We start from the raw sequence: 21,378 nt of genomic DNA on the forward strand, positions 1-21,378 counted from the left end.
TACGTGTTCAGTGCGGGATCGACGTCAGTTCGTCGATGCCCAGCGCGAGGTTGAGGTTCTGCATGGCCTGGGTGGCCGCGCCCTTGAGCAGGTTGTCCAGGGTCGCCACCACCACCACCCGCTTGCCGCCCGGGGCCAGGGTGAAGCCACCGACCTGCGCACCGTGGCGGCCGGCGATGCGGCTGACCCACGGCGCTTCATCCACTACCTCGATCAGCGGTTCGCCCGCATAGGCCTGCTGGAAGCGCTCGACGATCTGTTCGCGGGTCTGCACGCGGTTCAGCCACAGGTTGGCGGTGAGCGTGATGCCGCGGAAATGCGGCGCGACATGCGGCATGAATTCAACCGCAACGCCCAGCTGGACCGACACTTCACGCTCGTGCACGTGGTTGGTCAGCGCATACGGCATCAGGTTGTCGGCGAGCAGTTCGACGTTGTTCTTGTCCGACGGCGTGGTGCCGGCGCCGGAATAGCCGGACACACCGAAGCACTGCGGCGGGCCGGCCAGCAGGTCCAGCAGCGGATGCACCGCCAGCTGCATCGCCGTGGCATAGCAGCCCGGGTTGCTGATGTGCTTCTGGCCGTTGTAGCGGCCTCGGGTCAGCTCCGGCAGGCCGTAGTACCAGCTGTTGTCGAAGCGGTAGTCGGCCGACAGGTCGACGATGACGGTGTCCGGCTTCGCCGCTTCCAGTGCGGCCACGAACGGTGCGGCCAGGCCGTTGGGCAGGGCCAGGATCACCGCGTCCACGCCCTTGGCGGCCACCGCGTCGGCGTCCAGGTTCTCGTACTGCAGCTCGCCCTGGAACTCCGGATGGTGGTCGGACAGGCGCTGCCCGGCGCGTTCGCGCGAGGACACGAAGGCCAGCTTCAGCCGCGGATGTGCGGCCACCAGCTTGATCAGCTCGGCACCGGTATGGCCACGGGCGCCGACGATGCCCAGGGTGAAAGTCGAATCGTTCATGCGTGGCTGTCCAGGCGGTACTGCAGGTGGCGCTTCACGCCCTGCCATTCCGTATCGATGATGGAGAAGATGACGGTGTCGCGCGGCGTGCCGTCGGCGTGCCGCTTGTGGTTGCGCAGCACTCCGTCCTGCTTGGCGCCCAGGCGGGCGATGGCGGTGCGCGAGGTGAAGTTGAACCAGCTGGTTTCCAGCACTAGGCTGATGCAGCCCATGGTTTCGAAGGCGTGCTGCAGCAGCAACAGCTTGGTTTCGGTGTTGACGCCGGTACGCTGCACGCGCGGTGCATACCAGGTGTAACCCAGGCTGAGCTTGGGCACGCCAGCATCCAGGTCGTAGAAGCGGGTGGTACCCACGATGTCACCCGCCGCATCGAGGATCACGAACGGCAGCACCTTGCCTTCTGCCTGTGCCTGCAGCGCGGCCTGCACATAGTGCTCGACCCGCTCCGGCGAAGGCACCTGGGTGTACCAGAGCTGGTCCAGGCCGCTGCCCTCCACGGCGGCGCGCAGGCCAGGCACATGCTCGGGCTGCAGCGGCTGCAGTGTCACGTGCTGGCCGCGCAGGGTGGGAATCGTAGTCCAGTGATCGGAATGGTCCATCATTCAGCCCTGCAGGCTCGGTGCGCGCTGGGCGCAGTGGTCGACATAGGTGCTGATCCGGTCGATGCCATCGGCGCCGTACCAGAACACCTTCCAATGGCCCTGCTTGTAGCAGCCATCGGATTCAGCATAGTAGAAGTGATTGATCGGGTTGCCATTGCGCGAACGCCAGAACAGCTGCGGCGTTTCATCCCGCATCACGTTCCACACCGCGCGGCCGAGGCCTTCACCCTGTGCATCATCGAGCACGGCGAACTTGTCCAGGTACACGCCCTCGGCTTCGTCGGTGAGGATCACCGCGGTGCGGTAGTTCTCGCTGACATAGGCGCGCAGCAGCTTGGTCTTCTGGAAATAGTCAGGCACCAGCGTGCGGCCGAAGCTGGATTCGATCAGGCCCTTCAGCCGTGGCAGGTCCAGCTCGTTCCATGCGGTGGCGCGCAGCACCTTCTCGCCCTTGCGCACCAGCGTGCCCGAGCCCTTGTGGGTGAACAGTTCCTTGGCCAGGTCAGCCGGGCGCGTGATGGACACCGACGATTCCAGCGGCAGGCGGTCGAGCAGGTCCTTGATCTGTTCGATCTTCACCTTCATGCCGCCGTGGATCCACGGCTGCGCGATCAGGTGGTCGTACTCGGTGGACAGGTTGATCGAATCGATCACGCTGCCCTGCTCGTCCAGCAGGCCGCCGGTGCCGGTCAGGAAAATGATCTTGTACGGCTGCAGCTCCTGCACCAGCTCGTTGGCGGCGAAGTCGGCGTTGACGTTGAGGATCTGGCCACCCGCGGTTTCGCCCAGGCTGGTGATGACCGGGATCGAGCCGGCGCGCAGGCTGGCCTCGATCGGCGCCAGGTTGACCCGCTTCACTTCACCGACCAGGCCGTAGGTGTCCACGTCCAGGTACTCCGCCTCGAACACGCCACCGGTGATCGAGGTGGCACGCGCGCCGTTCTGCTGCAGGGCTTCGACCAGGCGCAGGTTGGACTGCTGGAACACCCGGCGCACGATCGCCAGTGCCTCCGGCGAGGTCACGCGCAGACCGTTGACGGTCTGCTTTTCGATGCCGGCGGCCGACAGTTCGGCATCCAGCTGCGGGCCGGCGCCGTGCAGCACGATCGGGGTCAGGCCGACTTCCTGCAGGAACGACAGCGAAGAGGTCAGCGCGTCGAGATCGTCGCGCAGCACCGCGCCGCCGACCTTGACCACGGCAAAGCGCTTGGCGTCCAGCTGCGAGAAGCGCTTGAGGTACTGGCTGATCTCCTTCGCGCTGGCCATGCTGGAAAGCAGGCGCACGATGGTCTGGCGGGTCTGGCGGTGGGGCTGGAAGGCAGGAGACATTTCGGTTTCGTCACAGGCGGCGGTCGCCGCGTTGCAGTTCCACCCGGCCAGGGCCGGGCGGCGTTGTGGGGTCGATCAGGCGCCGGCGGCGATGATGCGGTGCACGGCGTCGGTGTAGCGCTGCAGCTGGTCCAGCGTCACGAACTCATCGGCGGTGTGGGCCTGGGCGATGTCACCCGGGCCGAACACCAGCGTGGTGTATCCAGCAGCGGAGAACAGCGAGGCCTCTGTCCAGAAATCCACCGCGTTGCCGATCGGCAGTGCCAGCGCATCGGCCACGTCGCGTGCCAGCAGACGGCGGTTCTCGGCCTCGGCGATGTCACCGGCCGGCAGGCTGGGGCCACGGAAGGTTTCGGTGAACAGTGCAGCTTCCGGTTCGGCAAAACCGGCGAAGGTCGCCAGCAGGCCATCGATGTCCATCGACGGCAGCGGACGGAACCCGAACCGCACTTCGGCGGCCGGCGCGATCATGTTGGCCTTGATCCCGCCTTCCACGCGACCGATGTTGAAGCGCAGACCGGTCAGCCCGCCGAAGCGCGCCGAGGCCAGCGATTCCACATGGTCCAATGCGCGGTTGCCCCAGCGCATGGCCTGATGCAGCGCGCTGGCGGCCGCATCCTGCTTGCCCGACGCGTGCCCGGCGCGGCCGGAGAACTGCATCAGCACCGAACTGATGCCACGGTGCGCCAGCACCGCTTCGCTCATGGTCGGCTCCGCCACCAGCACCGCTTCATATGGCAGGCCACGGGCCAGGAACGCGGCGATGCAGCGCGGATCGTTGGCTTCTTCGTCGCTGGAGAACAGGAACGCGGCATCGCCATCACTGGCGTTGGCCGCGGCCACCAGTGCAGCGGCGGCGCCCTTGATGTCACACACGCCCAAGCCGACCACACGGTCGTCCAGACGCCGCATCACGTGCGGGTCGGCACTCCAGTGCGGCGAATCCGGCACGGTATCCAGATGCACGTTGAACAGGTACTTCGGCGTACCACGCACGGCGTACAGGCTGACCGCACCGGCGCCATGGTCGATCACCTCGACGTTGAAGCCGGGCAGGTTCGCGCGCAGGTAATCGAAGATGCCACCGGTGGTGATCGCACGCGGCGGATTGCGGGTGTCGAAGGACACCAGGGCCTGCAGGTGATCGAGCGTCTGTTCAAGCATGTGTCTGAATATCCGTAGGGTTCGAAATCGGTAGTGCCGGCCGCTGGCCGGCTCCGCAATGATCCAGCCGTGCCACGAGCCGGCCAGCGGCCGGCACTACCCTCCATTGACGTTGCGAGGCGCCGGCCAGCGGCCGGCACCCCCGTCACAGGTCAACCGCGATTGACCTGCGCATAGACAGTGGAGCTCATTCCGAACAGCTTGATGAAGCCCTCGGCCTCCTCCACGCCCCAGTCGGCCGACTGCGCGTAGGTGGCGCCCTTGGTGTTGAGCAGGTGCGGCGACTTCACCGCCACTGCATCGACGCGGCCGCCGCGGGTTTCCAGCACCACTTCGCCGTTGACCTTGGCCTGCGAGGACTTCAGGAAGGCCTCGATGTCGGTCTTCAGCGGGTCGTGGTAGAAGCCTTCGTAGACCAGCTCCACCCACTTGCGCGCCACGTCCGGCTTGAAGCGGTTCTGCTGCTTGGTCAGCACGGCATCTTCCAGCGCGCGGTGCGCGGCCAGCAGCGACACCAGGCCTGGGGCCTCGAACACGATGCGACCCTTCAGGCCGATCACGGTGTCGCCGGTGTAGACACCGCGGCCAACGCCGTACGGGGCGAACAGCTTGTTGAGCTGGGCCAGGATCTGGTCGCCCGGCAACGCCTTGCCGTTCAGTTCGACGGCTTCGCCCTCGACGAACTTCAGGGTCACGTTCAGCGCCTGCTCCGGCCACTCGCTGCGCGGTGCGCACCAGCCACGGGCGCCCTCGCCCGGCGCTTCCCAACGGTCGATCTCGCCGCCGGACATGGTCAGGCCCAGCAGGTTCTCGTTGATGGTGTAGGCCTGCTGCTTGGCACGCACGCCGAAGCCGCGCTCTTCCAGGTACTTCTGCTCGTAGGCGCGGGTCTGGGTGTGTTCCTTCTGGATCTCGCGGATCGGCGCGATGATCTGGTAGTCACCCAGGGCCTTCACCGCCAGATCGAAGCGGACCTGATCGTTGCCCATGCCAGTGCAGCCGTGGGCGATGATGTTGGTGCCCAGTTCGGCGGCACGCTTCAGCGCGGCATCGACGATCAGGTAGCGGTCCGAGACCAGCAGCGGGTACTGGCCCTGGTAGCCCTCACCGGCCCACACGAACGGCTTGACGAAGCCTTCCCAGATGGCCGGGCCACCGTTGACGGTGACGTGGCTGGTCACGCCCAGCTCGGCGGCGCGCTTCTCGATGAAATCACGCTCTTCATCATCCACGCCGCCGGTATCGGCGAACACGGTGTGCACGTTGTAGCCGCGCTCCTGCAGGTACGGCACGCAGAAGCTGGTATCCAGGCCGCCGGAGAAGGCGAGAACGACGTCGTTGTTGCTCATGGGGATCAGGTCCACTTGGGGGATGGGAATTCGGTAGAGCCGACCGCTGGTCGGCTGAAATGTTGGATGCGCCGCTGCGGGAGCAGCCGACCAACGGTCGGCTCTACCCCTTGTTTGATTCAGCGCCCGGCAACCGCCGCCATGATCGCCTTCTGCACGTGCAGGCGGTTCTCGGCTTCGTTGATGGCGATGCACTGCGGCGAATCCATCACCGCGTCGGTGGCCTTCACGTTGCGGCGCAGCGGCAGGCAGTGGCTGAAGACACCGTTGTTGGTCAGCGCCATCTTCCGCTCGTCCACGATGAAGTGCTTGAACTGGTCGCGGATCGGCTTTTCCGGTTCCCAGTTGCCGAAGAACGGCAGCGCGCCCCAGCTCTTGGCGTAGACCACGTCGGCACCGGCGTAGGCGCTGTCGATGTCATGGCTGATCTTCAGCGAGCCGCCGCTCTCGGCCACGTTCTGCTCGGCCCAGCCCATGTAGCGGTCGTCGAGGATGTAGTCGGCGGTCGGGCACAGCAGGGTCACGTCCATGCCCATGCGGGTGGCGATGGTCAGCGCCGAGTTGGCGACTGCGGTGTTCAGCGGCTTGGGGTGGTAGGTCCAGGTCAGCACGTACTTCTTGCCGCGCAGGTCCTGGGTGCCGAAGTGCTCCTGCAGGGCCATGATGTGGGCCAGCTCCTGGCACGGGTGGGTGATGGTCTCCATGTTGATGACCGGCACCGGCGAGTACTTGGCGAAGCTGTTGAGGACGATGTCCTGGCGGTCGTAGGCCCAGTCGATGAACTTGGGGAATGCGCGCACAGCGATGATGTCGCAGTAACGGCCCAGCACCTTGGCCACTTCAGCGATGTGCTCTTCGGTATCGCCGTCCATCACCGTGCCGAGGTTGAACTCGATCGGCCACGCATCCTTGCCCGGCTGCAGCACCACCGCGTGGGCACCCAGCTGGAACGCACCCAGTTCGAAGCTGGTGCGGGTGCGCATGGACGGATTGAAGAACACCAGCGCGATCGACTTGCCCTTGAGCTGGTCGCCGAGCTTGTTGCGCTTGAACAGCGCGGCCTGGGTCAGCAGCGCGTCGAGCTCGCTGCGGCTCCAGTCCTGGGTGTTCAGGAAGTGCTTGGGGGACATCATCTTTCCTTGCGTGGCGGCGCCGGGTTCGACGCGGTGGAAGGGAAAACAGGAAGCAAAGGTGGAACGAAAAGGTTGCAGTTGCAGCTTTCATGACGCAGAAACGAAAAAACCCAGCCGGCGGGCTGGGTTTTTTTCGGACGAACAGCAAAAAGCTCCGGTTACCCAGCGAGGATGTGGGGTTCCGGTCGACGCGCACGCGAGGTCATGCCCGACGCCTGTCGGGCTGCGCTGCTGTCGTGCTGGAAGTCGGTGAGCTTCATGGTCATCCATCTTTGCATGCGGCCGGGGCCGACGCAAGGGGCCGGGGTCGCAGAATCAGGGATTGCCGGCGGCGCCCTGCTCGGGGCCGACCCAGGGGGTGATCGACACCCGGATCTTGAGCCGGTTGCCGGGATCTTCCGGCAGCCGCGAGCGGTACTTGGTGCCCTTGTAGACGTAGTCCACGTCGTAGGCGATGGGCCGGCGGAATTCACGTCCCACCGGCACGATGCGACAGTCGCGGGTCAGCATCGGACCATTGTTGGCCGGTGCCGGCGCCGGGGCCGGTGACTCGGCGGCGGTGTCCTCGGAGACCTCTTCATCGCTGCGCTTGAACATCGAGCGTACCGAGTCCCAGAAGCGGCTGATCCGGCCCTTGTCCTCGACCGGCTCCTCACCAGTGACATTGACCGGCGCCAAGGTCCGGGTCGAGACCGGCTCGCAGTGTTCTTCGGTACGGGTCGCGCGCAGGGTCTGGAACACGGGTTCGACGTTCAGTACCTGCGCGTAGTCGAACTTCACGTTCTCCACGATCACCACCCGGTTGCGGGGCTCGGCCTCCTGCGCCTGGGCCACGGCGGCCAGCGCCGACAGGCAGGCCAGGGTCAGCAACGCGGTGGATTTCATTGGCGAAGGGAGCAAGGACACGGCAATAGTGTAGGCAGTGGCGAGCGCAAGGGGCTGAACATTACCCGTCCACGCTGCTCCTGCCCACCCCACCCTGGTTGGACCCGGCGTCCACCGGTGGCAGGCGGTGCCCCCAAAGGGGGCCGACACGTTCTAAAATCACAGGCTTGTCCCCCAGCCACAGCCCCATGACCCTGCGCCTGCACAACAACCTGACTCGCCAGCTCGAACCGTTCACCCCGCTCGACCCGGCCTGTCCGACCCTGTATGTGTGCGGCCCGACGGTCTACAACTACGTGCACATCGGCAACGCCCGTGGCCCAGTGGTGTTCGGGGTGCTGGCCGATCTGCTGCGGCGCCGTTTCGGTGGCCTGCGCTACGCGCGCAACATCACCGACGTGGACGACAAGATCAACAACGCCGCGCGTGAGCAGGGCGTGCCGATCAGCACCATCACCGACAGGTTCGCCGCCGCCTACCGTGAAGACATGGCCGCGCTGGGCGTGGTGCCGCCGGACATCGAGCCGGAAGTGACCGCGCACATCCCGCAGATCATCACCATGATCGAGCAGCTGATCGCCAATGGTCATGCCTACGCCGCCGAAGGCCACGTGCTGTTCGCGGTGGCCAGCTTCGAAGGCTATGGCAAGCTCTCGCGCCGCGACCCGGAAGAGATGCTGGCCGGCGCCCGAGTCGACGTGGCCCCGTACAAGCGCGACCCGGGCGATTTCGTGCTGTGGAAGCCGTCCAGCGACGACCTCCCTGGCTGGGAGTCTCCCTGGGGCCGTGGCCGCCCGGGCTGGCATATCGAATGCTCGGCGATGGCCGCCGCCCACCTGGGCGAGACCATCGACATCCATGCCGGCGGCGTCGATCTGCAGTTCCCGCATCACGAGAACGAGCTTGCGCAGAGCGAATGCGCCCACGGCGGCAAGATCTTCGCCCGCTTCTGGCTGCACAACGGCATGCTCAACTTCGGCGGCGCCAAGATGAGCAAGTCGCTGGGCAACATCGAACGCGTGCACGACCTGGTCCGCCAGCACCCGCCGGAAGCGCTGCGCCTGGCCCTGCTGTCGGCTCACTACCGGCAGCCGCTGGACTGGTCCGATGGCCTCATCGAGCAGTCGGTGCGCACCCTGGACCGCCTGTACGGCACGCTGCGCGAGCTGGCGTCGGTCGAGGCGGTCGTGGCGATCCCGGCCACAGTCGAGGCGACCCTGGATGACGACCTGAACACCCCGCAGGCACTGGCCGAAGTGGCCCGCATCGCCGCAGATGCACGCCGGGCCACCGACCCGGCCGAACAGGCGCGCCTGAAGGGCGAGCTGCTCGGTGCCGGCCTGGCCCTGGGCCTGCTGCAGGCCGATCCGGCGCAGTGGTTCGGCACCGTGGCCAGCGATGACGGCGAAGATGCCCGCATCCAGGGCCTGATCGACGAGCGTGCCGCCGCCAAGCAGGCGCGCGATTTCGCCCGTTCCGACACCATCCGCGACCAGCTGGCCGCCGAAGGCATCGTGCTGGAAGACACCCCGCAGGGCGTGCGCTGGTCGCGCAAGCGCGGCTGACCCACCCTGCCCCGTGGCCGGTCCGCCGGCCACGCTCCACTGTAGAGACTGTTGTGACCGACTCCCCGTTCCCGCTTGAACCCACCGCCGCCGAGGCCCAGACCGCCATCGCCGAGGAATTCGGCTTCTTCGGCGACTGGTCCGAGCGCTACCAGTATCTGATCGACCTCGGCCGCAAGCTGCCCGCCTTCCCGGACGAATGGAAGACCGAAGAGCACCGCCTGCTCGGCTGCCAGTCGATGGTCTGGATCGTGCCGGAAGGCAATGCGCAGTCGCTGCGCTTCCACGCCATCAGTGATTCGGCCATCGTTTCCGGCCTGATCTTCCTGGCCCTGCGCGTGTACTCCGGGCGCTCGGCGCAGGAGATCCTGGCCACCGAACCGAGCTACATCCAGGACATCGGCCTGGCCCGCCACCTCTCGCCCACCCGCAGCAACGGCGTGGCGGCGATGCTGGCCTTCATCCGCGAGACCGCGCAGGCCCAGCTGCAGCGCGACCCGTCGTGAGCGAACCCGCCACGGCCGAAGACACCGCGCTGGGGCTGCTGTCCCGGCCCGGTTTCGCCAAGCTGCTGGCCTACCGCATCTTCGCGATGCTGTCCTACCAGGTGGTCGCGGTCACCGTCGGCTGGCACATCTACGAAGTCACCCGCAATCCGTTCTCGCTGGGCCTGGTTGGCCTGGCCGAGGTGCTGCCGTTCTTCTGCGTCGCGCCATTCGCTGGTTATCTGGTCGACCACCTGCCGCGCCGCCGGCTCGGCATGGTCGCCTGCTCCGGGTTGATCGCCACCGCGCTGGTGTTGACCGGCGTGGCCAAGGGCTGGCTGCCGTTCGAAGGCGTGTGGCCGATCTATGCGGCCATTGCGCTGACCGGCATGGTCCGCGCCTTCCTGTCGCCGATCTACAACGCCCTGTTCGCCCGCGTGCTGGCCCGTGACCAGTTCGCACGTGGCGCTGGCCTCGGCGCCGTGGTGTTCCAGGCCGGCATGGTGGCCGGTCCGGCATTGGGCGGCGTGCTGGTCGGCTTCGGCGGCAAGGGCCTGTCCTACGCGGTGGCCACGGGCTTCGCGCTGGTGGCGATGGCCTGCCTGGCCACGCTGAAGGTGGAAGAACCGGTGCATACCGGTCCGGCCGCCCCGATTTTCAAGAGCATCGCTGAAGGCGCGCGCTTCGTGGTCGGCAACCGGATCATGGTCGGGGCGATGGCCCTGGACATGTTCTCGGTGCTGCTGGGCGGCGTGGTGGCGATGCTGCCGGCGTTCCTGCACGAGATCCTGCACCACGGTCCGGAAGGCCTGGGCATCCTGCGCGCAATGCCGGCGCTGGGCTCGGTCTGCGTTGGCCTGTGGCTGGCGCGCCACCCGCTGCACCGCAATGCCGGCCGCGTGCTGCTGTTCGCGGTGGCCGGCTTCGGCCTGTGCGTGATCAGCTTCGGGCTGTCGCAGCACTTCTGGCTGTCCGCGCTGATCCTGCTGTTCTATGGGGCCTTCGATGGCGTGTCGGTGGTGATCCGCTCGACCATCCTGCAGCTGGCCACACCGGAAGAAATGCGCGGCCGGGTGTCGTCGATCAACGGCATCTTCATCAGTTCGTCCAACGAACTGGGCGCGTTCTATGCCGGCACGATGGCAAAGCTGCTCGGCCTGGTGCCGGCAGTGGTGCTGGGTGGGTTCGCGGTGCTGAGCGTGGCCGGGATCACCGCGTGGAAGAACCCGACGTTGCGGAAACTGAATTTGCGTGATCTGCAGTGACCCTGCGGAGAGCGCGTTCGGCGGCGCCGGGCGTTTGACTGGCCACGTCACTTTCCCTCGATGAATGGGTTTGTCACTTTCTTTGCGCGCGCAAAGAAAGTAACCAAAGAAACGCGCCGCCATCCGCGAGCCGGCGCTGCGCGCCGGTACCCTGCGCTCCTCGGCGAATCAGGGGACGGCGCCGAACTCGCTGCGCTCAAACAGCGGCGCCTCTTCGCCCCTGATTCCCCTGCGGTGCTCGGCTCGCTACAAGGCGGACCCAACAGCCGCGAGCGCACGCATGACCGCCCTTGGTAGAGCCAAGCCATGCTTGGCTGCTTTTGCTTTTGCTTTTGCTTTTGCTTTTGCTTTTGCTCTTCCTTGCCCTCCGCCTTCGGCCCGAGCCGGGCATGAGCTCGGCTTTACAGCAACCGCGCACGCAGGAAACCGTAGAGAGCCTGCGGGTGGGGCCGGGCAGGACCGTCCGCGGCATGGATGCCGCGGCCGAGCTTACAGGGATGTACTTGCAGCGTGTCCTGCCCGGCCCCACCCGCAGGCTCCCTCCTATACCTGGAAGGCGCCGTTCTACCCAGCCAACCACACCCAACAAAAAACCCGGCCGAGGCCGGGTTTTTCGCATGACCAGACAACGATCAGGAATCAGTCGCCCTGCTGCTTCTGCAGGTGCTCCCAACGCTCCTGGGCGTCGATGGTGCGCTCGGCGGTCAGGCGCGCTTCCAGGCGCTCCAGGCCGATTTCTTCGCCGGTGTCGACGCAGTAACCGTAGTCGCCGGCTTCCAGGCGCTTCAGGGTGCTGTCGATCTTGCCGATCAGCTTGCGGTAGCGGTCACGGGTACGCAGTTCCAGCGAGTTCTCGGTCTCGCGGGTCGCGCGCTCGGCTTCGTCGCCGATGTCACGCACTTCCTCGCGCAGGTTCTCGATGGTCTGCTTGGACTCTTCCACCAGGTCCGCGCGCCAGTTCTGCAGGCGCTGACGGAAATACTCCTGCTGCAGCGGGCTCATGTATTCCTCTTCCGAGGACGGCTTGTAGCCAGCCGGCAGGATCGGGCGGCCGGTGGCCTCGTCGGTCTTGTACTCGACCACCTTGTACTTGCTGCGCGGGGCCGGTGCCGCCGAGCGGGCGGCGACGGCCACGGCAACCTTGCCGACAGGGCGCGACACGGTCTTCGGGGCGGAATCGGATTTCACGGCGGTTTTGGCAGGCGATTTCGAAACGGGCACGGGATTCTTGGATTGCGGGGCCTTCGAAGCAGCAGGAGCGGCGGCCGGGGCCGGCTTGGGGGCCGGTTGGGCTGCTGCCACTGCCACGGTCTTGGCCGGGACAGGCTTGGCCGGAGCCGGCTTGGGGGCAGGCTTCGGTGCGGACTTCACTACGGGGGCCGGGGTCGGCTTTGCGGCCGGCGCGGCAACATTCTTGGTGACTTTCTTTACAGCGGCAGGCGTGGCCACCGGTTTAGCCGCAGCAACCTTCTTCGCTGCAGGTTTGGCGACCGGCTTGGCCGCAGCCTTCTTCACCACCGCCTTCGGCGCCGGCTTGGCTGCTGCCTTCTTCGCCACCGGCTTGGCGGCGGCCTTCTTCACCGGCGCGGCCTTGCTGGCGGCTTTCTTCACCACCGGCGCCTTCTTGCTGGCAGCGGCAGGCTTGGCCTTGGCGGGCGCAGCAGCCTTCTTCGCCACCGGCTTGGTTGCCTTGACCGGCGTTTTCTTTGCGGTGGCCTTCCTGGCCGCCGGTTGCGAGGACGCTGCCTTGGTCGCCGGCTTGCTGGCCGGTTTCCTGGCAACGGGCTTTGCCGCCAACTTCTTCACAACAGGCTTGGCGGTTTTCTTGGCGGCCGTTGCGGCCTTCTTTGCAGTTTTTTTAGCAGCCACGAAACGCTCTTCCTTGGATTCCCCGGGGCCCGGGAAAGCGGGCCTTTATAGCCTACCCGACCCGCAGCAGCAACCTCGACCCCCTGCTCCATTCAGTCCTGGAGTCAAGGCGCCCTTGGAGGCAGTCCGACGAACACGGACCGCCTTGCGCGGTACGGAACCTGGCCAGCACCCGAAGGTACTGGTACCGGTCGCAGGCCATCGGCGACATGCGACCAACGGCCCATCCTGCACAAATGCGGCCTTCATGCCAACTGGCATAAGATGACTGGGTGATCTCGCGCCTGCTCATTGCCCTGCTGCGCTTCTACAAGCGCTTCATCAGCCCCCTGCTGGGGCCACGCTGCCGTTTCGTGCCGAGCTGTTCTGAATACGCGATGGACGCCATCTCGCGGCACGGCCCGCTACGCGGAAGCTGGCTGGCTGCGCGCCGGCTGGGCCGCTGCCACCCGTTCCATCCCGGCGGCTTCGACCCCGTGCCCGAGTCCCCCAACGCCCCCTCTTGCCGTTGCACAGGAAAACACTGACATGTCCTCCACCCTCATCACCAACGCCCGCATGGTCAACGAAGGCCGCACCTTCGACGGCGACCTGCGCATCGAGAACGGCCGCATCGCGCAGATCGGCAACGGGCTGGCGCCGCGCGACGGCGAGCAGGTGGTGGACGCAGCCGGACGCTGGTTGCTTCCGGGCATGATCGACGACCAGGTGCACTTCCGCGAACCGGGCCTGACCCACAAGGGCGACATCGCCAGCGAATCGGCAGCTGCGGTGGCCGGTGGCCTGACCAGCTTCATGGACATGCCCAACACCAATCCGCCGACACTGGATTCGACCATCCTGGAAGCCAAATACGAGCTCGCGCGCGGCCGCGCCTGGGCCAACTACGGCTTCTACCACGGCGCCAGCAATGACAACCTGGACGCCATCCGTGCGCTGGACCCGAAGAAGGCCCCGGGCGTGAAGGTGTTCATGGGCGCCTCCACCGGCAACATGCTGGTCGACAATCCGGAAACGCTGGACGCGATCTTCCGCGAATGCCCGACGCCGATCATCACGCACTGCGAAGACACGCCGATGATCGACGCCAACCTGAAGGCCTTCCAGGAGAAATACGGCGACGCGCTGACCCCGGACATGCATCCGGACATCCGCTCGCGCGAGGCCTGCATCAAGTCGACCCGCCTGGCGATGTCGCTGGCGCGCAAGCACGGCACCCGCCTGCATGTGCTGCACATCTCCACCGCCGATGAGCTGGCGCTGTTCGAGAAGGGTCCGCTGATCCGCGCCGACGGCAGCCGCAAGCAGATCACCGCCGAAACCTGCGTGCACTTCCTGCACTTCGCGCGTCCGGACTATGCGACCAAGGGCAACCTGATCAAGTGCAACCCGGCGATCAAGGAAGTGTCCGACCGCGAGGCGATCACCGCCGCGCTGGCCGATGACGTGCTGGACGTCCTGGCCACCGACCACGCGCCGCACACCTGGGAAGAGAAGCAGAAGCCCTACGCACAGGCGCCGTCGGGCCTGCCGCTGGTGCAGTACGCGCTGGTGGCCGCGCTGGAACGCGTGCACGAAGGCAAGCTGACCCGCGAGCAGGTGGTGCAGAAGTTCGCGCATGCGCCGGCACAGCTGTTCGACGTGGAAGAACGTGGCTTCCTGCGCGAGGGTTACTTCGCCGACCTGGTGCTGGTCGAGGACGTGCCGTTCACGGTCAAGCGCGAGGACGTGCTGTCCAAGTGCGGCTGGTCGCCGTTTGAAGGCACGACCTTCCGCTCGCGCGTGGCCTCCACCTGGGTCAATGGCCAACTGGTGTGGGACGGCAGCAAACTGGTGGGCGAGCCGGCCGGCCAGCGCATGACCTACGACCGCTGATGCGCTCCGCACTTCTGATCGGGGCGCTGCTGCTGGCCGCGCCCCTGTTCACCGCACCGTCGGCGCAGGCACAGGACGGCATCGGCAGCCTGATCGACAGCCGCGTGGTGTTCCCGGCCAGCGCATCGCAGGGAGCACTGGTGATCGGCAAGGTACCCGCCGGCAGCCGCGTGCAGTACGCCGGCCGCCAACTGCGGGTGAGCGGCTATGGCAGCGTGGTGTTCGGCATCGGCCGCGACGAGAAGGGTCCGCTGCGCGTGCAGGTGCAGCGCCCTGATGGTGGCAGCGAGACCGCGACCATTGCGGTGACCCCGCGCGACTGGCCCACCGAGCGGGTCAACGGCGTGCCGCCGAAGACGGTCAACCCGCCGCCGGCGATTGCCGAGCGGATCAAGCGCGAACAAGCACAGGTGACCGCCGCCCGCGCCCGCGATGACGATCGCACCGACTTCACCCAGACCTTCATCTGGCCGGTGCAGGGCCGCATCAGCGGCCGCTTCGGCAACGCACGCGTGTACAACGGACAGCCCGGCGCAGGTCATTCCGGCATGGACATCGCGGTACCGACCGGCACGCCGGTGAAGGCGCCGGCGGCCGGCATCGTCACCTTCGCCGGCCCCGACCTGTACCTGACCGGCGGCACGCTGCTGCTCGACCACGGTTTCGGTGTCAGCTCCAACTTCCTGCACCTGTCGCGCATCGACGTAAAAGTTGGCGACCGTGTGGAACAGGGCCAGGTGATCGCTGCGGTCGGCGCCACCGGTCGTGCCACCGGCCCGCACCTGCACTGGGGCATGAACTGGTTCGATACCCGTATCGATCCGCTGCTGGTGCTGGAACGCAAATAACGGTCGTGCCGGCCGCTGGCCGGCAACCCCATGATCTTCGCGGCGAATCTGGATGCCGGCCGGCGGCCGGCGCTACCGTGATGTTTCGACGCATGGAAACAAGGAACGTTGCATGCCCGCTACGGGTGATATCCACGTCGTCCACAACGCACGCCTGGGCGCCTACGTGGCCTACCAGCTCACCCACCAGAATACGGAGGACGGCAGCTTCGCCGTCCTTGCACTGGACTGGGTGGGCAGTGCCCTGCCGGATGCCGCCGCCGTTGCAGCCATGCAACCTGCCCGCTTCAGCCCGTTCCGTGCGGCGCCCGCGATCCTGCACCGCTGGGTAGGCAAGCGCGTCCCGCGCGATTTCTGGCAGGTGGGCTGGCGCGAGCCGCTGATCGCCGATCATCCGAGGGCTTGCGGCAGCTGGCCGGATGGCGCCGAATGGGTCGGGCAACGCAAGTGGGATGCGCTGGATACCGATGCCGTGCGCGCCTTCCACGCCGCGATGTCCGCGCCGCAAGACCAGAGCGTGGTACTGGAAAGCGATGCCTTTCCGGTGCGTCGCTGTACCCGCCAACTGGACAGCGCGACCCTGAACCGTGCGCCGTCACTGTCTGTATTCGATGCCCTGCCGCTGCTCACCCAGCTGGAGATCAGCACACCGGTGCCGGACCTGCTGTCGTGGCTGCGTACACGGCCGTTGATCCATACCTTGCAGATCAGTGGCCAGCAGGAGACTGACGTCGATGTGCGAGGAACCCGGCTCCTGCAGATGACGATCGATGTCACCGGCCTGCGCTCGCTCCACCTCAACCCGCAGCTGGATCGCCTGACGCTGATCGGCAGCATCGATCCCGCGCTGATCATCCACGCCGAGGACGAGGGCCGCTGGCTGACCCTCATCAGCACCGATCCGCTGCTGCCAGGCCTGGGCCTGGCGCAGCTTGGTGAGCTGCAGCTGCGGGAGGTACGCGAACTCGACGCCGCACGCATCGCCCAGCAGTTCCCGCAATTGCAATCGCTCGCGATCAACGGCGCCCCCTGCCTGCTGCATCAGCTGCAGTGCCTCGGCGACCTGCAGCAGCTGCACACCCTCAGCGGCAGCGATCTCTTTCCGCCTGCTGGTTCGGTGTTTCCGGCACCGGAACGCTGGCCGCGCTTGTGCCGGCTGTGGCTGCACAGCCTACCGGCCGACCTTGGCACCGCCATCAGGAAGGCCTACAAGGGCGAGGCAGCAAGAGGCCTGGATCTGGACGTGGGACAACTGCGCAAGCCCGAATGGCTGGCCGCAAATCTCGACAACCCCTTCCGCGACTGGGAGGGAAGCACGCACATCAGCACTGCGCAGGCGAAGAAGGCAACCACGCTGTATCGCAAAGCCTGTACGGATGCATTGAAGCTGGCCACCGATGACCGCGCTGCTGCAGAACTGACCGCAGCGCTGGCGCAGATCGGCCGCAACTACACCGAAGGCTTCAACGCACTGGACCGCCGCAGCGGCTTCATCGAAACCGAAGAGCGCGAGCAGATCTACATGGCGTGGATGGGCATCGTCGATGCCGTGGAAGCGGCGCGCGCACCGGGCACTACGCCGCTGCAGCGCGACGTACTGCGCGAAGCAATGAACGAGGTCAGGACGTTCTGAGGCGCCCTGGAAGGGTAGCGCCGGCCGCTGGCCGGCAACCCCATGAATCCTGCATCGCCCTGGCTGTCGGCCAGCGGCCGGCAGCCAGGGCAATCGATCAGCCGCGCGCAGCCCACCACACACGCAGCAGGGTGCGTACCGGCGTGGCTTCGATCGGCCTGCCTGCCGCCTGCGCGGCAAGGCGTGCACGCGCCAGGCTGGACCACACGCGGCGCGGGCGCGGGCCGGGCACGCGGCTGCCCCAGCCCTTCAACAGATGCTGCGCCCAGCGCTGTGCGGCCGTGCTGGCATCACCGTCCAGCAGGCTGCGCGGCACACCGGCTACGCCGGCATCCTGCAGGCGCTGGGCCAGGGTCTGCAGCTGCACCGCGCGACCGGCACCGGTGCGCGGCTTGTCCGCGAACAAGGCCGCCTCGACCGCAGCCACGGCTTCAGCGTAGTTGGCCAGCGCACGCTCGGCACTGGCGGCGTCCAGCGCGACGGTGCGTGCTTCAACCAGATCCGGCAGGGCCTCGGCCAGCTGCGCCCACGGCGCACGCACCGGCTCCAGCAGACGGCCCAGTGGATGGCGCGAACGATGCGCGGCCCAGCTGCGCAGCTCCTCGCCCCACCACGCCAGCTTGGCGTCGGCCGGCAACGGGTCGCCGCTGGTGTTGAGCATGTCGTCGAATTCCTGCAGCAGCGCGAACCACGCCACCGCAAGCTCGCGTTGCGATTCGGCCACGAACGGGGCGGCCACCGACCATTCCGGCCAACGGCTGCGCCACTTGTCGAGGAAACTGTCCAGCGCGGTACTGCTCACTACGTGATTCCTTACGGCTGGGCCGGGGCTGCCGGCCGGGTCGGCCAGAGGCTGGCCAGTTGCAGAAGTTCGGCGTTCTCGACCAGCACGTCGGCCTGCCAGGCCAGCGGATCGTCGCTGTGCAGGCGATAGCCCCACAACGCCGCCACCGACGGCATGGCCGCGGCACGCGCGGCGATGATGTCGCGCTCGTCGTCGCCCACGTACACGCAGTCTTCGGCGGCGATGCCGATCGCCTGCGCGGCGTGCAGCAACGGCAGCGGATGCGGCTTGCGTTCGGCCAGGCTGTCACCACCCACCAGTACCGCACAGCGCTGCTGCCAGCCGTGCTGCGGCAGGATCAAGCGCGCCAGGTATTCAGGCTTGTTGGTGACAATGCCCCACACCGTACCGGCATCGTCCAACGCGGCGAGCATGCCGGCCACGCCATCAAACAGCACTGCGTGCTGGCCGATCAATGCTTCGTAGCGCTGCAGGAATTCCGGGATCAGCGCGTCACGTGCGGCAACGTCCAGTTCCGGGAACGCAGCCGAGACCATCGCCCGCGAGCCCTTCGACACCACCGGGCGCAGCGCGGCCGGATCGATGGGTGCGCGTCCACGCTCGGCCAGCATCGCGTCGCAGGTGGCGACGAAGTCCGGCGCGCTGTCCAGCAGGGTGCCGTCCAGATCGAACAGCACCGCGCGCGGGAAGCGGGCCGCGGTCATGCCGGCTTGACCGCGTAGGCCAGGTAGTTGATGTCGGTGCGGCTGCTCAGGCGGGCCTGGTTGCGCCACGGCTCGTAGGCCATGCCGCTGACATCCACCAGCTGCATGTCGGCCTCGCGCAGCCAGCGCGCCAGCTCGGCCGGCTTGATGAATTCCTGGTAGTGGTGGGTACCCTTGGGCAGCAGCCGCGCCACATACTCGGCGCCGACGATCGCTACCGCGAAGGCGGCGGCGGTGCGGTTGATGGTCGACAGGAACAGGTGGCCGCCCGGCTTCAGCAGGCGCTTGCAGGCCTCGATGATCGCGCCCGGGTCGGGCACGTGTTCGAGCATTTCCATGCAGGTGACCACATCGAAGCTGCCCGGCTGCTCGGCGGCCAGATCTTCGGCAGCCTGCACCCGGTAATCGACCTTGGCGCCGCTTTCCAGCGCATGCAGGCGCGCGACCTTGACCAGTTCCGGGGCCAGGTCGATGGCGGTGACGTCAGCCCCGGCCTGCGCCAGTGCTTCACTCAACAGGCCACCACCACAACCGATGTCGAGCACGCGCGCACCGCGCAGCGGCACGCGATCGGCCACGTACTGCAGGCGCACCGGGTTCAGCGCATGCAGCGGCTTCTGCGGGCCGTCAGCGTCCCACCAGCGGTTGGCCAGTGCGGCGAACTTGTCCAGCTCGGCCTGATCGAAATTGGAGGAAGCGTGGGGGGCAGTCATGAGGGAGTCCTTGCGGCGCCGGGGTTCAGGCGCGGATATGACGGATGCGCTCGCGCCACTGGCGCGCGTTGGCGATGATGCCCGGCAGGTCCATGCCGACCAGCTCGCGCTGTACCAGCTTCGGCTTGCCGGCAATCCAGACGTCGCTGACCTGCTGGCGGCCGGTGGCATACACCAGCTGCGACAGCACGTTGTGCAGCGGCTGGGTTTCCAGCGCGGACAGGTCGACGCAGACCAGGTCGGCCTGCTTGCCGACTTCGATGGAACCGATGCGGTCGCCGAAGCCCAGTGCGCGGGCGCCACCCAGGGTGGAGGCGCGCAGCGTGGTCGCCGCGTCGAGCGCGGTCGCATCGTCGGCCACGGCCTTGGCCAGGATCGCCGCGGTGCGGTTCTCGCTGAACATGTCCAGGTCGTTGTTGCTGGCGCAGCCATCGGTGCCGATGGCCAGGTTCACGCCGGCGCGCTGCAGGGCGCAGGCCGGGCAGAAACCGGAGGCCAGCTTCAGGTTCGATTCCGGGCAGTGCACCACGCTGACGCCACGTTCGGCGCACAGGTGGATTTCCGCATCGGTCAGCTGGGTCATGTGCACCGCGATCAGGCGGTCGTTGACCAGGCCGAGCCGATCCAGCCGCGCCAGCGGGCGCTGGCCGTGCAGCTTGATCGAATCGTTGATCTCCTGCGCGGTCTCGTGGGTGTGCAGGTGCACCTGCATGTCGAGCTGGTCGGACAGCATCCGCACCCGCTCGAAGTTGGCATCGTTGACCGTGTAGGGCGCATGCGGCGCGAACGCGGTGCCGATCAGCGGATCGGTGCGCCACTGGTCGTGCAGTTCACCGGCCTTGGCGAAGTATTCGTCATCGGTCTTGGCCCAGGCGGTGGGGAAATCGATGATGACCGCGCCCACCAGCGCGCGGAAACCGTGCTTCTTGTAGACCGCGGCCTGCACGTCGCCGAAGAAGTAGTTCTCGTTGGCACAGGTGGTACCGCCGCGCAGCATCTCGGCGATGGCCAGGGTGGTGCCGTCGGCAACGAATTCGGGGCCGATCACCGCCGCTTCCACCGGCCAGATGTGCTGCTGCAGCCAGGTCATCAGCGGCAGGTCGTCGGCGACGCCGCGCAGCAGCGTCATCGGGTTGTGCGTGTGCGCATTGACCAGGCCCGGCATCAGGGCAGCCTCGGGGCGGCTCACCACCTGGGTGGCGCGGAACCGTGCGCGCGCCTCGGCACGCGGCAGGATGGCCACGATTTCACTGCCACGCACGGCAACGGCATGGTCTTCCAGCACCACCGCGTGCGGCTCGATCGGAACGACGTAACCGGCTTCGATGAGCAGGTCGCAGGCTTCAGGGAGGTGCGGGCTATCGCTCATGCGGGCTCACTGGCTGTGGGGCGAGATACTTCTGGGGGACACGCCCCTGAGTCAGGGGCTGCCGCGAAGCGGCGGGGTCTGGAGACTCGTGAAGCGGGGCCCATGATCTGCCGAAGCAGATCATGGGAGCGCCAGCGCGAATGCGATGGCGCGTACCCGGCCAGCGGCCGGCACTACCATGATCCGGCTGCGCCGGATTACTTGACGCGTGCGGAGTATTCGCCCGAACGGGTGTCGACGCGGATCACTTCTTCCTGGTTCACGAACAGCGGCACGCGGACCACGGCGCCGGTTTCCAGGGTGGCCGGCTTGCCGCCGCCGCCCGAGGTGTCGCCACGGACGCCCGGATCGGTTTCGGTGATCTTCAGCTCGACGAAGTTCGGCGGCTGCACGAAGATCGGCTCACCGTTCCACAGGGTGACCACGCAGGACTCTTCGCCCTTCAGCCACTTCTCGGCGCCGCCCATGCCGGCCTTGGTGGCCTGGACCTGCTCGAAGGATTCCGGGTCCATGAAGTGCCAGTACTCGCCGTCGCTGTACATGAAGTTCATGTCGGTATCGACGACGTCGGCTGCATCCAGCGAGTCGGTCGACTTCATGGTGACTTCCTGGGTACGGCCGTCCTTGATCAGGCGGTACTTCACGCGGGTGAAGGCCTGGCCCTTGCCCGGCTTGACGTATTCGGTGTCGATGATGACGGCCGGTTGGTTGTTGACCAGGATCTTCATCCCGTTCTTGACGTCGTTCATGCCGTAGCTGGCCATGCGTAAACTCCTGAGTGGCAAAAACGCCGCGGGTGCGGCGAGCCGTTAGAATGGAAAGCC

At 66.9% G+C, this 21,378-nt stretch carries 20 protein-coding genes; 7 read left to right on the top strand and 13 right to left on the bottom strand.

The genetic code is table 11. The annotated features are described in order from the left end of the window. Positions 1-7: 7 nt before the first annotated feature. The 7 genes from argC to ACZLIB_RS15670 form a co-directional block, all read right to left on the bottom strand. The gene (gene argC / locus ACZLIB_RS15640) at positions 8-961 is read right to left on the bottom strand and encodes an N-acetyl-gamma-glutamyl-phosphate reductase (protein ID WP_032129402.1); all 954 of its coding nucleotides are present in this window, start codon (positions 959-961) and stop codon (positions 8-10) included. After that, entirely contained in the window at positions 958-1,560 is a 603-nt protein-coding gene (locus tag ACZLIB_RS15645) for a GNAT family N-acetyltransferase (RefSeq protein WP_049401159.1), read from the bottom strand. The genes argC and ACZLIB_RS15645 overlap by 4 nt, the downstream gene beginning before the upstream one ends. A 3-nt stretch (positions 1,561-1,563) precedes the next feature. After that, complete coding sequence (locus tag ACZLIB_RS15650; RefSeq protein ID WP_478468077.1) at positions 1,564-2,892, bottom strand: acetylglutamate kinase; 1,329 nt, start codon at positions 2,890-2,892, stop codon at positions 1,564-1,566. Between the two features lie 75 nt (positions 2,893-2,967). Then, complete coding sequence (locus ACZLIB_RS15655) at positions 2,968-4,056, bottom strand: acetylornithine deacetylase (protein ID WP_478468078.1); 1,089 nt, start codon at positions 4,054-4,056, stop codon at positions 2,968-2,970. Positions 4,057-4,208: 152 nt separating this feature from the next. Beyond that, positions 4,209-5,405: an argininosuccinate synthase gene (locus ACZLIB_RS15660; RefSeq protein WP_478468079.1), complete on the bottom strand. Its 1,197-nt coding sequence runs from the start codon at positions 5,403-5,405 to the stop codon at positions 4,209-4,211. Between the two features lie 119 nt (positions 5,406-5,524). Further along, positions 5,525-6,535 carry an N-acetylornithine carbamoyltransferase gene (locus tag ACZLIB_RS15665; RefSeq protein WP_032129398.1) on the bottom strand — a complete coding sequence of 337 codons (1,011 nt, stop codon included), beginning with the start codon at positions 6,533-6,535 and terminating at the stop codon, positions 5,525-5,527. Positions 6,536-6,853: 318 nt separating this feature from the next. Next, positions 6,854-7,423 carry a glycine zipper 2TM domain-containing protein gene (locus ACZLIB_RS15670; protein WP_032129397.1) on the bottom strand — a complete coding sequence of 190 codons (570 nt, stop codon included), beginning with the start codon at positions 7,421-7,423 and terminating at the stop codon, positions 6,854-6,856. A gap of 188 nt (positions 7,424-7,611) precedes the next feature. On the opposite strand from ACZLIB_RS15670, the gene cysS reads away from it, so the two are divergent. From cysS to ACZLIB_RS15685, 3 genes are read left to right on the top strand one after another with little or no spacing between them, the layout of a single operon-like run. After that, entirely contained in the window at positions 7,612-8,988 is a 1,377-nt protein-coding gene (gene cysS / locus ACZLIB_RS15675; protein ID WP_478468080.1) for a cysteine--tRNA ligase, read from the top strand. Positions 8,989-9,041: 53 nt separating this feature from the next. Further along, a complete protein-coding gene (locus ACZLIB_RS15680; RefSeq protein ID WP_049423936.1) occupies positions 9,042-9,494 on the top strand; it encodes a SufE family protein in 453 nt (150 codons plus the stop codon). Continuing rightward, positions 9,491-10,738 carry an MFS transporter gene (locus tag ACZLIB_RS15685; RefSeq protein ID WP_032129395.1) on the top strand — a complete coding sequence of 416 codons (1,248 nt, stop codon included), beginning with the start codon at positions 9,491-9,493 and terminating at the stop codon, positions 10,736-10,738. The genes ACZLIB_RS15680 and ACZLIB_RS15685 overlap by 4 nt, the downstream gene beginning before the upstream one ends. 639 nt (positions 10,739-11,377) lie before the next feature. On the opposite strand, the gene dksA is transcribed toward ACZLIB_RS15685, so the two are convergent. Continuing rightward, positions 11,378-12,607, bottom strand: a complete 1,230-nt coding sequence (dksA, locus tag ACZLIB_RS15690; RefSeq protein WP_071229711.1) for an RNA polymerase-binding protein DksA — start codon at positions 12,605-12,607, stop codon at positions 11,378-11,380. Positions 12,608-12,879: 272 nt separating this feature from the next. Here dksA and yidD point away from each other — a divergent pair, with 272 nt between their 5' ends. The 4 genes from yidD (at position 12,880) to ACZLIB_RS15710 (ending at position 16,963) form a co-directional block, all read left to right on the top strand. Further along, positions 12,880-13,134 (top strand): membrane protein insertion efficiency factor YidD, encoded by a 255-nt coding sequence (yidD, locus tag ACZLIB_RS15695; protein WP_014037867.1) that lies wholly within the window; start codon positions 12,880-12,882, stop codon positions 13,132-13,134. Between the two features lies 1 nt (position 13,135). Further along, positions 13,136-14,482, top strand: coding sequence for a dihydroorotase (locus ACZLIB_RS15700; protein WP_010486624.1), 1,347 nt, complete (start codon positions 13,136-13,138; stop codon positions 14,480-14,482). Further along, positions 14,482-15,330 (top strand): M23 family metallopeptidase, encoded by an 849-nt coding sequence (locus tag ACZLIB_RS15705; protein ID WP_049401255.1) that lies wholly within the window; start codon positions 14,482-14,484, stop codon positions 15,328-15,330. Before ACZLIB_RS15700 ends, ACZLIB_RS15705 begins: the two co-directional genes overlap by 1 nt. A gap of 112 nt (positions 15,331-15,442) precedes the next feature. After that, positions 15,443-16,963, top strand: a complete 1,521-nt coding sequence (locus ACZLIB_RS15710) for a hypothetical protein (protein ID WP_478468081.1) — start codon at positions 15,443-15,445, stop codon at positions 16,961-16,963. Between the two features lie 97 nt (positions 16,964-17,060). Here ACZLIB_RS15710 and ACZLIB_RS15715 read toward each other — a convergent pair whose 3' ends face one another. The 5 genes from ACZLIB_RS15715 to efp form a co-directional block, all read right to left on the bottom strand. Next, positions 17,061-17,765 (bottom strand): squalene/phytoene synthase family protein, encoded by a 705-nt coding sequence (locus tag ACZLIB_RS15715; protein ID WP_478468082.1) that lies wholly within the window; start codon positions 17,763-17,765, stop codon positions 17,061-17,063. Positions 17,766-17,776: 11 nt separating this feature from the next. Continuing rightward, positions 17,777-18,472, bottom strand: coding sequence for a phosphoglycolate phosphatase (locus ACZLIB_RS15720; RefSeq protein ID WP_110712927.1), 696 nt, complete (start codon positions 18,470-18,472; stop codon positions 17,777-17,779). Next, positions 18,469-19,185 carry a bifunctional 2-polyprenyl-6-hydroxyphenol methylase/3-demethylubiquinol 3-O-methyltransferase UbiG gene (gene ubiG / locus ACZLIB_RS15725; protein WP_049401248.1) on the bottom strand — a complete coding sequence of 239 codons (717 nt, stop codon included), beginning with the start codon at positions 19,183-19,185 and terminating at the stop codon, positions 18,469-18,471. Before ubiG ends, ACZLIB_RS15720 begins: the two co-directional genes overlap by 4 nt. A gap of 25 nt (positions 19,186-19,210) precedes the next feature. Beyond that, positions 19,211-20,554, bottom strand: coding sequence for a TRZ/ATZ family hydrolase (locus ACZLIB_RS15730; RefSeq protein WP_014037873.1), 1,344 nt, complete (start codon positions 20,552-20,554; stop codon positions 19,211-19,213). Positions 20,555-20,751: 197 nt separating this feature from the next. Further along, a complete protein-coding gene (efp, locus tag ACZLIB_RS15735) occupies positions 20,752-21,318 on the bottom strand; it encodes an elongation factor P (protein ID WP_014037874.1) in 567 nt (188 codons plus the stop codon). Positions 21,319-21,378 lie beyond the last annotated feature (60 nt).

Source organism: Stenotrophomonas sp. 220_Sma, assembly GCF_056487375.1.

Excerpts from the sequence above, each read along its gene's own strand:
- argC (WP_032129402.1), bottom strand. The coding sequence starts at position 961 with ATGAACGATTCGACTTTCACCCTGGGCATCGTCGGCGCCCGTGGCCAT.
- ACZLIB_RS15705 (WP_049401255.1), top strand. The coding sequence starts at position 14,482 with ATGCGCTCCGCACTTCTGATCGGGGCGCTGCTGCTGGCCGCGCCCCTG.
- ACZLIB_RS15670 (WP_032129397.1), bottom strand. The coding sequence starts at position 7,423 with ATGAAATCCACCGCGTTGCTGACCCTGGCCTGCCTGTCGGCGCTGGCC.
- cysS (WP_478468080.1), top strand. The coding sequence starts at position 7,612 with ATGACCCTGCGCCTGCACAACAACCTGACTCGCCAGCTCGAACCGTTC.
- ACZLIB_RS15655 (WP_478468078.1), bottom strand. The coding sequence starts at position 4,056 with ATGCTTGAACAGACGCTCGATCACCTGCAGGCCCTGGTGTCCTTCGAC.
- ubiG (WP_049401248.1), bottom strand. The coding sequence starts at position 19,185 with ATGACTGCCCCCCACGCTTCCTCCAATTTCGATCAGGCCGAGCTGGAC.
- ACZLIB_RS15710 (WP_478468081.1), top strand. The coding sequence starts at position 15,443 with ATGCCCGCTACGGGTGATATCCACGTCGTCCACAACGCACGCCTGGGC.
- ACZLIB_RS15730 (WP_014037873.1), bottom strand. The coding sequence starts at position 20,554 with ATGAGCGATAGCCCGCACCTCCCTGAAGCCTGCGACCTGCTCATCGAA.
- ACZLIB_RS15665 (WP_032129398.1), bottom strand. The coding sequence starts at position 6,535 with ATGTCCCCCAAGCACTTCCTGAACACCCAGGACTGGAGCCGCAGCGAG.
- ACZLIB_RS15660 (WP_478468079.1), bottom strand. The coding sequence starts at position 5,405 with ATGAGCAACAACGACGTCGTTCTCGCCTTCTCCGGCGGCCTGGATACC.
- efp (WP_014037874.1), bottom strand. The coding sequence starts at position 21,318 with ATGGCCAGCTACGGCATGAACGACGTCAAGAACGGGATGAAGATCCTG.
- ACZLIB_RS15645 (WP_049401159.1), bottom strand. The coding sequence starts at position 1,560 with ATGGACCATTCCGATCACTGGACTACGATTCCCACCCTGCGCGGCCAG.
- ACZLIB_RS15650 (WP_478468077.1), bottom strand. The coding sequence starts at position 2,892 with ATGTCTCCTGCCTTCCAGCCCCACCGCCAGACCCGCCAGACCATCGTG.
- ACZLIB_RS15700 (WP_010486624.1), top strand. The coding sequence starts at position 13,136 with ATGTCCTCCACCCTCATCACCAACGCCCGCATGGTCAACGAAGGCCGC.
- ACZLIB_RS15720 (WP_110712927.1), bottom strand. The coding sequence starts at position 18,472 with ATGACCGCGGCCCGCTTCCCGCGCGCGGTGCTGTTCGATCTGGACGGC.